The sequence below is a fragment of the Jiella avicenniae genome, from assembly GCF_021390325.1.
GTDB classification, from domain to species: domain Bacteria; phylum Pseudomonadota; class Alphaproteobacteria; order Rhizobiales; family Rhizobiaceae; genus Jiella; species Jiella avicenniae.
Map to the genome: position 1 here is coordinate 45,897 of NZ_JAJUWU010000013.1, position 12,406 is coordinate 58,302.

Consider the following 12,406-nt stretch of genomic DNA (forward strand, 5'->3'; position numbering starts at 1 on the left):
GGGCCGGCCGCGAGGGGTATGATCGACGATGACGTTCTCCGATCGGTGTTCGAATGACCATCCTCGCGAGGCAGGCGAGGGGGAGACGTGAGCGTGGCCGGAGCCGAGGACGTGATCGCCCGGATCGACGAGCCATGGCAGGAAGAGCATCTCGCACAGGCCCTCGACGAGGTGGCGCGGCGGCACGGCTTCACCCATGCCGCCTCGTTCTCCCTGCCTTCGACCGACGACGAGGGCCTCGTCACCCGGATCGTCCACGCCAATTGGTCGCCGGCCTTCGCCAAGGGCTACGACGCGAACGGTCTCAACAAGTTCAAAATCGTTCTCGGCACCCTGCGAACCGATCCGATGCCTTTCGTCTGGGACATCGAGACGCTCTATGGCGCCGACGAGCCGGATCCGAGCCCGGCCGCGCGCTTCCTGCTCGGCGAGGGCTATCTGGCCGGCGTCCTCCTGCCGGTCCACGCCATGACCTCCTTCAGCGGCGCGCTGTCGCTCGCCGGACGCGATCCCGACCTGTCGGCGCAGAGCGTCCGCGAGCTGCACCGTTTCGCCTTCGTCTATTTCTCGATGCTGGCGGCGGTGCGCTTCGAGGAGAACCAGCGGAACAATCCGCTGTCGGTGCGCGAGCGCGACTGCCTGAAGCTCGCGATGCTCGGCAAGACGTCGAGCGAGATCGGCATCATCCTGTCCCTGTCGGAATACACCGTGTCGCAATATCTGACCGCCGCCCAGCGCAAGATGAACGCCGCCAACCGCACCCACGCCGTCGCCATGGCCGCCCAGCTCGGCTATCTGTCGTGAGCCCGTCGGGACGCGGCTGACGTTCGCGTCACGTGCCGCCGGCCCTTCGCCATCGAAGGGCCGGCGTCGCCACGCCGGTGACCCGGCGAACCCGCGCGGCTCAATCGTAGAGATCGCGCCGCGTCGGCGGCAGGCCGCTCGGGCCCTTGGAGCGCTTCGAGGCGAGCGTCTGGTAGATCAACAGGCCGCCGCGTTGAAAGCCGAGGGAGACGCCGGCGAGATAGAGCAGCCAGAGCCGGGCCTTGTCCTCGCCGGCGATCGCCGAAGCCTCGTCCATGCGCGCCAGCAGACGGTCGTGCCAGAGCCGGCAGGTGCGGGCATAATGCTCCCGCCAGTTCTCGACGTCGTGGACCTCGAATCGGTGCTTTTCCAGGAACTGCGCCGTATGGCCGACATGGTCGAGCTCGGCGCCGGGAAAGATGTAGCGGATGATCGCCGCATATTCCTTGGTGCCCTTGCGAAACTTGGCGTCCGTCTCCTTGGCCGGCCGGGTGATGGCGTGGTGGAGATAGAGACCGTTCGGCCGCAGCAGCTTGCGGACGGCGGAAAAATAGGCGTCGTGCCTGTCCCAGCCGACATGCTCGAACATGCCGATCGAAGCCACCTTGTCGAACTGGCCGGTCAGCTCCTCGAAGGGCTTGAGCTCGACGGTCACCTTGTCCGACAGGCCCTTGGCGGCGATACGCTCCTTCGCCAGATCGAACTGCGCCTGGCTGAGCGTCACGCCGTGGCCGGAGACGCCGTAGTTCTCCGCTGCATGGATCAGAAGCGCGCCCCAGCCGCAACCGATGTCGAGGAAGCGCTCGCCCGGCTCGAGGCGCAGCTTGCGGCAGATCATGTCCAGCTTGTCGAACTGCGCCTTGTCGACATCGTCGTGCCAGCCGTCGAAATAGCCGCAGGAATAGAGCATGCGGCTGTCGAGGAAGAGCCGGTAGAAGTCGTTCGAGACGTCGTAGTGGAACTGGATCGCCGCCTTGGAGGAGCCGCTGGCCGAGGCATCCTCGCCGGAAGCGGGGCCCTTGGTCTTCGTCCGGCGCGACAGGCCGTAGAGCGCCGGCAGGCTGGCTGCGATCTTCAGCTTGTCGATCCGCTTCAGCGCCGCCTTGGTGCGGATGTCGGGCCGGGCGCTCGCGAGATCGAAGATCGTCCCATGCTCGACGTCGATCGCCTTCGACATCCACAGGCCGACGGCGGTGGCGATGTTCGGGCTGACGGCGAGCCGGGCGATGGCGGCCGGATCGTTGAGGGCGAGCACCGGGCCGTCCGTCGTCGGGCCGAGCCATTCCCCGTTCCACAGCCGGATGGCGATCTTCGGTTCGAGCGCGGCGACCACGTGGCGCACGAGATCCGCCAGCTTTTCCTCGGCGTTGGCCATCCGATCACTCCGACTTTCCATGAAAATGCGCGGTTGCGCGGTGGCTTAGCCCGCCCGCGGCGACGGCGCAATTGCGGGGCGCTCCTCCTGCCGGCCCCGAGCGCTGCCCCGATGAAATTTCGGCAATGGTCCTGGAGGGAACGGCGCGGCCTCTATGTTGCATTGCACAATCGCCGCGAAGTCGCGGCACCCGAAAACGAAAGGATGCCGCCATGCGCCTGCCCCTGATCGCGCCTGCCGATCTCACCGCCGAACAGAAGCCGCTCTACGACGACATGAAGGCCGGCATCTCCAGCAATTTCAACGCTTTCGAGGCCGTGCGCGAGGATGGCGCGCTGATGGGGCCGTGGAACCCGTGGCTGCACGAGCCGAAGATCGGCGGCGCCATCTGGGAGCTGACCAAGGCGATGTCGATGGAGGCGACCCTGCCCGACAACGCCCGGCAGATCGCCATTCTCGTCACCGGCGCGCATTTCAACGCCGCCTACGAGATCTATGCCCATGTCGCCGTCGCCGAGAAGGAAGGGATGACCGAGGAGCGGCTGTCGACGCTCGTAGCCGGCGTCAAGCCGACGGGGCTCGAAGGCGCCGAGGAGGTCGCCTACGACGTCGCCTTCGCGCTGCTCAACGGCGGCGGCATCCTGCCGCGTCCGACCTACGATCTGGCGGTGAAGACCTTCGGCCAGCATGGCGCCAACGAGCTGATCTATCTCGTCGGCCTCTACAGCCTCGTGTCGGTGACGCTGAACGGCTTCAACGTGCCGGTTCCCGAGAAGGAATGAGCCGGCGCGGCTCAGCGGCCGGCGAGCGCCACGGCGGAGGGATCCTCGCCTCGCAGGGCGCCGCTGCGCAGCTCGCCGTCGGCGCACCAGTTCCGGCGCTTGCCGCCCTTGTAGGGCGCGACGAGTCCTTCCTTGAGGAGCGTCCGGGCGAGGTCGTCGTTGCCCTTGGCGGAGAGCCTGGCGAGGACGCGGCCGAAATACTTGTCGCCGGAAATGTCGCTGAGCCGGACTTCGCCCGAGCCGACGAGTTCCTGCAGTCGCGCCGTCGCGCGGGCCGCGGCGGCCTTTTCGGCCGCGCATTTGCCGCGCTTTTCCGGCGCGTCGATGCCGCGCAGCCTGACGGCGACGTAAACGCTCTGCATCGGCCAGACGAAGGCCTCGACCTCGACCGTGTCGCCGTCGCGCACCTTGACGACGTTGGCGGCGACGGGCCCGGCGATCTCGCGCGGATAGACAGCCTCGCCCGCCAGCCCGGGGCTGGCGGCGGTGGCACATCCTATGAGGGCAAGGCACGCGATTGCGCGCATTGGAAACGGTGCTCCGTCTGAGAACAATTTCCTATGTACGCGGCAGAAGGCGATTCGGCAAGGCAAGGTCGATTCACGGAGGCGAGAGCGGACAGATCAAGACGCGGATTCCACGAAGTCCGCGACTCGGTGAAGTTATAGGATGTTCAACCTACAATCATCGCGGGAATTTGGCTCACCCCATTTCAGAAGTCGGAGATGATGCCGTTCTTCTCCCAGTCGCCGTAGCGGATCGGCTCCGGGCCGTTGCGGCCGTTCACCTCCTTCGGCCTGTCTTCGGGATCGACCGTTTCGGCCGCGCGCCTGCGGCGCCGTTCCTCTGCCTCGGCGAGCGCCCGTCTTGCCGCCGGCGTGAGTTCGCGGCGGCCGTGGCTCCCCGGCTGTTCTGAGGAAAGGCGCATCCGATCGAGGATCGCGTCCTCACGCACGGCCTTGCCGTCATTCACATTGCCGTCGTCGCTCATCGAATTCGTCCCTTCCGCACCAGCCGGTCGTCTGCGCAGATAGTCGCGCCCTCACGCGAGCGAAAGTGGGCACCAGCCTGGCGGAGACCCGGGATGGCTGGCGAGGCGCCGCGAAAGCGGAACGAGCGCCCCAGAATACACCCTTAACCGCTGATCCAGCGCCTGCGGCGCCGTCAGAACCGCTTGGGGATGTTCGCACGGTCCGGCAAAATCCGTACGATCCGTATCCCACCGCGAATTCGCGTGAAGAAAATCAAAAAGGGATAATTTCTGACCGGGAAATAGCGAATGTCGGGTGGAAATTCCGGATAAGTCAGGCCGATCCCGGGGAAATCGTCGAGCAGGGAGAAGAGTTCGTCGAAGCGGCGCAAAACTCTTTGCGCGTGACTTACACCATAGGTAGTGGCGCCTTGAAGCCAGATCTGCTCGAGGTCGGCTCGGGCTGCCCTACTGGTTCGAACGGCCATGCGGATACTTCGCCCGCAATTTCGCCTCGAACGCGTCGGCACCTTCCCATGGCTCGCCCGGTCCGCTCAATCCTCGTTCGAGTTCCCGGTTGAGAGCGGCGGCCTCCATTCCCGTCCGTTCCAGAATATCCGGTTCCGGGTTCTCGCCGAGGCTTCGCAAAGCTGCGTCGATCACGGCTTCTTCCGAACTGCCGACACCGCGCTCCAATGCACGGCGTACCAAAGCTTCCTGATCGGCTGTCAGTGTGATGGTCATGACGAAATCATAGGTTCCCGCTCCAGTTTCCGCCAGCCGAATCTCGAGGCGCTTCCGACGAGCCCGGAAGTGCCCGGAGAAGAATCCGCTCCTTGGCGTCCGGCCCGTGGTCCGCCTGGGCCGTCACTCCGCGAGTTCGCCCCAGCGCGGATCCCATTCGACGCCGACCTCCATCTCGACGAGGACTTCTGTGTCGCCGAGCATCTCGCGCTGGTTCTCGACCGTGCGGAACGCCTCTTCCGGGTCCATTTCCTCGCTCGGAAAGATCGTCGGCTCGGTGACGTCGCCGGTGTCCCGGTGCCCGACGATCATCGCCTTGACCATGTCGCCCTCCTCGACCAGGCGGACGACGATCTGGCCTTCCTCGCGCTCGCCTTCCAGGCGTCGATACTGTGCCATTGTCGGTTCTCCTCGATGAAGCTATTCGAACAGCAATCCCGCAGCGCCCGGAAGGCTCCTTGGAGGCGGGGCGGAAAAGCGTCTCCGCCGCTCGGCCGGGGCGGCAACGATCGGTCGGGAACCGTTGAAGACCCCTTGCGACATTCCCAGATTTCAGGCGTTCGGGCGCTCTCAAGCCCCGCTTGGACGAAAGGTTCGAGGTAGCCTCATGAGCATGATCAAGACGGCGATGCTGATCGCCTTCCTCACCGCCCTGTTCATGGGGGTCGGTCTCCTGATCGGCGGGCGCGGCGGCATGATGATCGCGCTGGTCATCGCGCTCGGCATGAACCTCTTCGCCTACTGGAACGGCGACAAGATGGTCCTGAGGATGTACGGCGCGCGCGAGGTCGACCCCCGCACGGCGCCGGAGTTCTACCGGATCGTCGAGGGGCTGGCCGGCCGTGCCGGCCTGCCGATGCCGCGGGTCTTCGTCATCGACAGCGACCAGCCCAACGCCTTCGCCACCGGCCGCAACCCGGAGAACGCCGCCGTCGCGGCCAGCACCGGGCTTCTGCGCTCCCTGAGCCAGGAGGAGATCGCCGGCGTCATGGCCCATGAGCTCGCCCATGTCGAACATCGCGACACGCTGACCATGACGATCACCGCGACGCTCGCCGGAGCGATTTCGATGCTCGCCAATTTCGGCATGTTCTTCGGCGGCAGCCGCGACAACAACAATCCGCTCGGCTTCGTCGGCGTCCTCGTCGCCATCGTCGTCGCGCCGCTGGCGGCGATGATGGTGCAGATGGCCGTCAGCCGGACGCGGGAATACGAGGCCGACCGGCGCGGCGCCGAGATCTGCGGCCAGCCCCTGTGGCTCGCCTCGGCGCTCGGCAAGATTGCCGGCGCCGTGCGCCAGCGGCCGAACTGGGGCGCCGAGCGCAATCCCGCGACGGCCCACATGTTCATCATCAATCCCTTGAACGGTCAGCGCATGGACAGCCTGTTCTCCACCCATCCGGCGACGGAAAACCGCATCGCCGCGCTCGAGGAGCTGGCGAGCGACATGGGCCGCGCGAGGCTCGATCGCCGCGACGCCGACCGGCTGGGCGCCCCGATGGGCGACGGCCGCGGGGTGGCTCGGAGCGACGGGTGGGCGGGCGGAGGACAGTCCGCAGCGCCCCGCAGGGGCGGCAGGGCCGGCCCCTGGGACGGGCGTCCCCATGATCCGAAGAGCGACGCGAAGGAGGCGGACGGGCGCGGGCCCTGGGGTCGCGCCGGTTCGGGCCGCGGTCCCTCGCGCAAGGGGCCGTGGGGTTGAACGGGGCGAAGGGTCCGCATCCGACCGACGGTGCCGGGAAGACGAGGAAGCCGGGGAGACCGGGCGTGGGGCGTGGGGGCAGGCCGGATCGTCCCGGCCGTCCCGCGCCTGCCGACGATCGGCCGGGCCTCGCGGTGCGGCAGGTGGCGGCGCGGCTTTTGGCCGCCGTCGTCGACAAGCAGACCTCGCTCGACGGCCTGACCGACGCCGTGACCGGCCATCCGCATCTGCGCCAGCTCGAGCCGCGGGACCAGGCGCTGGTCAAGGCGATCCTCACCTCGGCCCTCAGGTTTCGCGGTACGATCGAGGCGGAGATTGCGGCGAGGCTCGAACGGCCGCTGCCCTCCGGGGCAGCTTCGCTGCGGCATGTCCTGCATGTCGGGGCGGCGCAGATCCTGTGCCTCGACGTGCCGGATTCGGCGGCCGTCGATCTCGCCGTCGCCAGTGCCGGTTCGGATCCGCGTGCCGCGCGCTTCTCCGGCCTCGTCAACGCCGTCCTGAGGCGGATTGCGCGGGAGGCCGGGCGCCTGCCCGACCTTCAGGCCGATCCCCGCCGGAACTGCCCGGACTGGCTGTGGAGCCGGCTCGTCGAGCAATATGGGCCGGAGCGTGCCGGCGCCATCGCAGGCGCCCATCTCGCCCGTGCGCCCATCGATCTGACGGTCAAGTCCGATGCGCAAGGCTGGGCGGCGCGCCTCGGTGGCCGGGCGATCGGGCGCCGTTCCGTGCGGCTTTCCGCGATCGAGGGGCCGATTTCGGGGCTCGATGGTTTCGACACCGGCGAATGGTGGGTGCAGGACGTCGCCGCCGCGCTCCCCGTCCAGCTGTTCGGTGACGTTGCCGGCAAGCGCGTCGGCGATCTCTGCGCCGCGCCGGGCGGCAAGACGGCGCAGCTCGCCGCCGCCGGCGCCCGGGTGACGGCGCTCGACCAGTCGTCCTCACGCATCCGGCGGCTGAAGGAGAATCTCGGGCGTCTCGGCCTTTCCGCCGAGACGCTGACCGGGGACGTCATGGCGTTCGCCCCCGACCACCGCTTCGAGGCGGTGCTTCTCGACGCGCCCTGCTCGTCGACCGGCACCATCCGCCGCCACCCGGACGTCGCCTATACCAAGGACGATGCGGAAATCGAAAAGCTCGCCGCTCTTCAGCTGCGCCTTCTGACCCCGGCGGCCGATCTCGTCGAACCCGGCGGCCTGCTGGTGTTTGCCAACTGCTCGATCGACGGGCGGGAAGGGGAAGACGTCGCCGCCGCCTTTCTCGAAGCCCGGCCGGACTATGCGCTGGTGCCGGTCGCTCCGGGCGAGCTGGAAGGCTTCGACTTCGCCGTCTCGCCGGACGGAATGTTGCGCACCACGCCCGAGATGCTGGGGGGCGGCGAAGCGGGCGGCGGCCTCGACGGCTTCTTCGCCGCAAGGTTCAGACGCGAAAAAGCTTGATTTTCCGTAAGGTCGCGTCTCACATTCCCTTTCGGAAGCTTCGTTTCGTAAGGGTTTGTTTACCCTATTGGCAGAAACTTGGCACCAGACGAGCCACGCGGGGCCTTTGCGGGTCCGGCGCGGCGGCGCCGCGGTACGGGGATCCGATGGGATTTTCGGCGCCGACGACGCGTCGCGTGAATGAGGAGAGCGTCCTTTGTGCGTCCCGTCGGGCGCACGGCGCGAGGCCGCCCGGGCGCGTCGCGGGAACCCGGCCGGGCTGAGCATGGGGTGATCGGAGTGTCGATGTCCTTGGCGGACAAGCCGCAGATCGCGGTTCTGACGATTCAGGAGGCCTGGCGCCGCCTTCGCCGGCGGCTGCGCAACGGGCCGATCCATCGTCTGCGCTTCTCCGGCGTCGGCCCCGACCGTCTCGCCGTGGTGCCGCCGACGCTGTATCAGGGCGATCCCTTCATCGCCGAGGCGATCTATGGCGGCCGCTTCCTCTTCGCCGGGCGGCTGGTGGAAGCGGGCCGGGCCTCGATCTTCCAGCTCGCGCCCCCGACCCCGGAGTTCGCCGCCGAGCTGCACGGCTTTTCCTGGCTTTCCCACCATGCGGCCGCCGCCGACGCGCTGGCCGCGCAGAATGCCCGCGCGCTGGTTTCCGACTGGCTGCGCTATTCGGCCGGCCGTCTCGGCGGCGTGGCCTTCGAGCCGGAGGTGACGGCGCGGCGGGTGATCGCCTGGCTCAGCCATGCGGACCTTCTGCTCGGCTCGGCCGAATACGACTTCTACCGGCGGTTCCTCAAGAGCCTGACGATCCAGACCCGTTACCTCCGCTCGATCGCCCAGGAGGCGCCGGTCGGCATGCCGCGGCTGACGGTGCGCATGGCGCTGGCGCTGGCGACGCACTGCCTGCCGGGTCCGGCGAGCCGGATGCGGGCGTCGGCCCAGCAGCTCGCCGACGAGCTCGACCGGCAGATCCTGCCCGACGGCGGCCATGTGAGCCGCGACCCGGCGGCGCTGGCGACGATCCTCGGCGATCTCCTGCCGATCCGCGAGACGCTGCAGGGCCAGGGCCAGCCGGTGCCGAAGGGGATCTATTCGGCGATCGACCGCATGCTGCCGGCGCTGCGCTTCTTCCGCCATACCGACGGCACGCTGGCGCTGTTCAACGGCACCGGCTGCTCGAACATGCAGCTGATGGCGGCGCTGATGCGCTTCGACGAGACGCTCGGCGAGCCGCTGTCGAATGCGCGCCATTCGGGATACCACCGGCTCGCCTCGGGCAGCACCGTGGTGATCGCCGACACCGGCTGCCCGCCGCCGGTGGCGCTGTCGCGCAACGCCCATGCCGGAACGCTGGCCTTCGAGCTGTCCTCGGCGGCGGCGCGGATCGTCGTCAATTGCGGCTCGCCGCAGGCCGGCCAGGCGGCGCTGAAGCGGGTGTCCCGCTCGACGGCGGCCCATTCGACGGTGACGATCGGCGACCGCTCGTCCTCCCGCTTCGCCGGCCAGCCGCATCTCGACCGGTTCCTCGGCTCGCCGCTGGTGCCCGGCCCGACCGGCGTCGAGCTGGAGGAGATCGTCGGCGAAGGCGACCGCACCACCGGGTTCGAGGCGACGCACGACGGCTACGACCGCGACCTCGGCTATCTGCACAGCCGCCGCCTCGAACTCGAAAACGACGGCTGGACGCTTACCGGCCTCGACCGGCTCACCGCGACGCGCAGGTCGCGGGCCCGGGAAGAAGCGCGCGAGGCGGCGCTGCGCTTTCATCTGCATCCGCAGGTCAGCGTCGAGACGATCGGCGACATCGCCCGGCTGTCCCTGCGCGGCCAGATCTGGCGCTTTACGGTCGATCAGCCGTTCACCATCGAGGATTCGATCCTGTTCGCCGACAGTTCCGGCCCGCGCCGAACCCTGCAGATCGTCGTCAGCGTCGATCCGGGGCTGACGCCGGAAATCGCCTGGAGCTTCGAACGCCTGTCGTGAGGGCCGGCCGAAACGCCTCGGACGGGCTCGGAGGGCTGGATCTCGCCGGAAAGAAGCCCAATTGCCGGTGCCATGGCGATCCGAGCGTTTCCCGTCTTCTTCGTGCTCGTCCCGCTGGTCGGTCTCGCCGGCTGCGGCGGGATGAACCGGGCCGTGACCACCCTGCCGCGGACGTTCGACGACCTCGGCGACAAGACGTCGTCGCTGCGCGGCGAGGCGGCCGGGCAACCGTCACGCGGGGTGGAGCAGGAGACGACGGGCCGGCGGGACGGCCCCGCTTCCTCGAGGTGAACCGAACGCCGGGACGAACGTTGCAGCGTCCGTCAATCCGCATTCCAATTTCCTGGATCGTGACGAGGAAAGGGTCTATCGACGCTCCGCGGTCGAAGGGGCGATGCCCGGCGAGTCCGGTCGACCGGCGGCCGAAAGGCCGCTTTCCGCGACGACCTCGACCTGTTCCAAGGATTTCGGGCCACCCGGGCGGTGACGCCCCCGTAACGGAGTACGGCCGCCGGCCGCTCGATCATGATCGACACCCCCATCGGCGGGTCGAAGACCGCCCCGGTCTCCAGGTCCGGCCATCATTCCACGCGGAAGCTGACGCTCACTCTCGGCGCGCTCGGCGTCGTCTTCGGCGACATCGGCACGAGCCCCCTCTACGCCTTCAAGGTGGCGATCGACGCCACTGGGAATCCGGGCCCGGAGGCCGTCTTCGGCGTCCTGTCGCTGATCCTCTGGGCGCTCGTCCTCGTCGTCACGGCGAAATATCTGTTCTGGATCCTGCGGGTGGACAATGCCGGCGAGGGCGGCATCCTGGCGCTCGCCGCGCTGCTCCGGCTCGACCGGCCGCGCGGGCTGAAGCCGCACGCGCTCGCCCTCCTCGCCGTCGCGCTGGCCGGCGGCGCGCTGCTCTTCGGCGATGCCGTTCTCACCCCGGCGATCTCGGTGCTCTCGGCCGTCGAGGGACTCGGCGAGATCACCACCAGCCTGGACCATCTGATCGTGCCGGTGGCGCTCGTCATCATCGTCGGCCTGTTTGCCGCCCAGCTTCTCGGGGCAGGGCGGATCGGCAAGGCCTTCGGTCCGGTGATGCTCGTCTGGTTCGCCATGCTGGCGATCTCCGGCGGGATCCAGATCGCCAGGACGCCGCAGGTGCTCGAGGCGGCCTCGCCCCATTACGCCCTGTTCTATCTCGCCGGCCATCCGGCCACCGCCGCGGCGATCTGCGGCGCCGTCTTCCTGGCGGTGACGGGTGGCGAGGCGCTCTATGCCGATCTCGGCCAGTTCGGTCGGCGAGCGATCACGAATGCGTGGATCTTCGTCGCCTTCCCGGCTCTCGTCCTCAACTATTTCGGGCAGGGCGCCCTGGTCCTGTCCGGGCGCGCCGTCGGCAGCAGCACCTTCTACGGCCTGTTCGGCGGCGCCGTCCTGCCCTTCGCGGTGATTCTGGCGACGCTCGCCTCGATCATCGCGTCCCAGGCGGTGATCACCGGAATCGCCAGCCTCGCCAGCCAATCGATGCGGCTCGACTTCCTGCCGTCTATGCGGATCCGCTATTTCTCGGCCACCAATCACCACGATCTTCTGGCGCCGGGGGTCAACACTCTCGTCGGCGTCTCAACCGCCCTCGTCGTCCTGTCCTTCGGCTCGTCGGATGCGCTGTCGAACGCCTACGGCATCGCCGTCGCCGGCGCGATGGCGAGCACCACGGCGCTCTATCTCGCCTATCTTCTGCAGCGGAAGGGTGAAGGCGTCTGGCGCGGCTTGTCGGTCGCCGTGACCGTGCTCTTCCTCCTCCTCGACGTCGCTTTCGTCGCCGCCAATCTCGGCAAGATCGAGGGAGGCGGCCTGCTGCCGATCGGCCTTGCGAGCGCGGTGGTCTTTCTGGCGGTGTCCTGGCGGGTCGGCCAGATGCGCATGGCGGCGCTGCAGGAGGGGGACGAGCAGAACCTGCGCGACTACGTCAAGGCCAGCGGCAACCGGCCGCCGACGACCCAGCGGGCGGCGGTCTTCCTGGTCCGGCGCGGCGCCAGCGTGCCGCGTGCGCTGGCGGAGCTCAACGAGCTCACCGAGACGCGCTTTGCCCGGACGATCCTCGTCAGCGTCCGCACCTGGGCGATCCCGCGGGTTTCGCAGGACGAGCGCATCCAGCGCAGTGAGATCCGGCCGGGGCTCGCGCGGATCGTCGTCAACGTCGGCTACATGCAGCGGATCAACCTGCCGTCGCTGATCGCCGCCGAACTGCAGAGCCTCGGCGTCGATCCGGACGAGGCGGTCTACATCACCGGGCTGGAGCGACCGGTGCCGCCGTCGATCTTCGCAAAGCCGGAGGGCCTCGTCCTTTCCGCCTATGCGGTGATGGCGCGGCTGGCGCTCAGGCCGCCGGACCGCTTCATGCTGCCGCCCTCGCGCACCCTCGAAGTCGGCATGCCGCGCTATCTCTGAGCGCCTTGCCCAATGCGGCGCGGGCAGGGCGGGTCGCAAGGGCGGCGCCCGGCGCTCAGGGCGATTGCCGCCCGGCTCCGTCTTCGAGCGATTGCTCTGGCCAGGCAGGCGCGCTGCCATTGCCGCGACGCGGCGGGACGACTATCAGGGGGCAAAGTTCCCGCGCGGGGCTGC

The 12,406-nt window shown here is 68.5% G+C and carries 13 protein-coding genes; 7 read left to right on the forward strand and 6 right to left on the reverse strand.

What is annotated here, in order from left to right:
• Positions 1–87: 87 nt before the first annotated feature.
• Positions 88–804, forward strand: a complete 717-nt coding sequence (locus LZD57_RS24165; RefSeq protein ID WP_233719975.1) for a LuxR C-terminal-related transcriptional regulator — start codon at positions 88–90, stop codon at positions 802–804.
• 100 nt (positions 805–904) lie between these two features.
• On the opposite strand, the gene LZD57_RS13350 is transcribed toward LZD57_RS24165, so the two are convergent.
• Positions 905–2,179: an SAM-dependent methyltransferase gene (locus tag LZD57_RS13350; RefSeq protein ID WP_233719976.1), complete on the reverse strand. Its 1,275-nt coding sequence runs from the start codon at positions 2,177–2,179 to the stop codon at positions 905–907.
• A 212-nt stretch (positions 2,180–2,391) separates the two neighbouring features.
• Between LZD57_RS13350 and LZD57_RS13355 the strand changes: the two genes are divergently transcribed.
• Complete coding sequence (locus tag LZD57_RS13355) at positions 2,392–2,961, forward strand: carboxymuconolactone decarboxylase family protein (protein ID WP_233719977.1); 570 nt, start codon at positions 2,392–2,394, stop codon at positions 2,959–2,961.
• A gap of 11 nt (positions 2,962–2,972) precedes the next feature.
• On the opposite strand, the gene LZD57_RS13360 is transcribed toward LZD57_RS13355, so the two are convergent.
• The 5 genes from LZD57_RS13360 to LZD57_RS13380 form a co-directional block, all read right to left on the reverse strand.
• Positions 2,973–3,488, reverse strand: coding sequence for a thermonuclease family protein (locus LZD57_RS13360; RefSeq protein ID WP_233719978.1), 516 nt, complete (start codon positions 3,486–3,488; stop codon positions 2,973–2,975).
• Between the two features lie 185 nt (positions 3,489–3,673).
• Positions 3,674–3,889: a DUF1674 domain-containing protein gene (locus LZD57_RS13365; protein WP_233720021.1), complete on the reverse strand. Its 216-nt coding sequence runs from the start codon at positions 3,887–3,889 to the stop codon at positions 3,674–3,676.
• Between the two features lie 236 nt (positions 3,890–4,125).
• The gene (locus tag LZD57_RS13370; protein ID WP_233719979.1) at positions 4,126–4,419 is read right to left on the reverse strand and encodes a type II toxin-antitoxin system RelE/ParE family toxin; all 294 of its coding nucleotides are present in this window, start codon (positions 4,417–4,419) and stop codon (positions 4,126–4,128) included.
• Entirely contained in the window at positions 4,400–4,675 is a 276-nt protein-coding gene (locus LZD57_RS13375; RefSeq protein WP_233719980.1) for a ribbon-helix-helix domain-containing protein, read from the reverse strand. Before LZD57_RS13375 ends, LZD57_RS13370 begins: the two co-directional genes overlap by 20 nt.
• Positions 4,676–4,798: 123 nt before the next feature.
• Positions 4,799–5,074, reverse strand: a complete 276-nt coding sequence (locus tag LZD57_RS13380) for a hypothetical protein (protein ID WP_233719981.1) — start codon at positions 5,072–5,074, stop codon at positions 4,799–4,801.
• 208 nt (positions 5,075–5,282) lie between these two features.
• Between LZD57_RS13380 and htpX the strand changes: the two genes are divergently transcribed.
• The 5 genes from htpX to LZD57_RS13405 all read left to right on the forward strand — a co-directional run bounded on the left by htpX (position 5,283) and on the right by LZD57_RS13405 (position 12,232).
• Positions 5,283–6,377 (forward strand): zinc metalloprotease HtpX, encoded by a 1,095-nt coding sequence (gene htpX, locus LZD57_RS13385; RefSeq protein WP_233719982.1) that lies wholly within the window; start codon positions 5,283–5,285, stop codon positions 6,375–6,377.
• Positions 6,378–6,442: 65 nt separating this feature from the next.
• Positions 6,443–7,813, forward strand: coding sequence for an RsmB/NOP family class I SAM-dependent RNA methyltransferase (locus LZD57_RS13390; protein ID WP_233719983.1), 1,371 nt, complete (start codon positions 6,443–6,445; stop codon positions 7,811–7,813).
• 285 nt (positions 7,814–8,098) lie between these two features.
• Positions 8,099–9,787: a heparinase II/III family protein gene (locus LZD57_RS13395; RefSeq protein WP_233719984.1), complete on the forward strand. Its 1,689-nt coding sequence runs from the start codon at positions 8,099–8,101 to the stop codon at positions 9,785–9,787.
• Between the two features lie 72 nt (positions 9,788–9,859).
• Positions 9,860–10,078: a hypothetical protein gene (locus LZD57_RS13400; RefSeq protein ID WP_233719985.1), complete on the forward strand. Its 219-nt coding sequence runs from the start codon at positions 9,860–9,862 to the stop codon at positions 10,076–10,078.
• Positions 10,079–10,312: 234 nt separating this feature from the next.
• Complete coding sequence (locus LZD57_RS13405) at positions 10,313–12,232, forward strand: KUP/HAK/KT family potassium transporter (protein WP_233719986.1); 1,920 nt, start codon at positions 10,313–10,315, stop codon at positions 12,230–12,232.
• Positions 12,233–12,406: the final 174 nt, after the last annotated feature.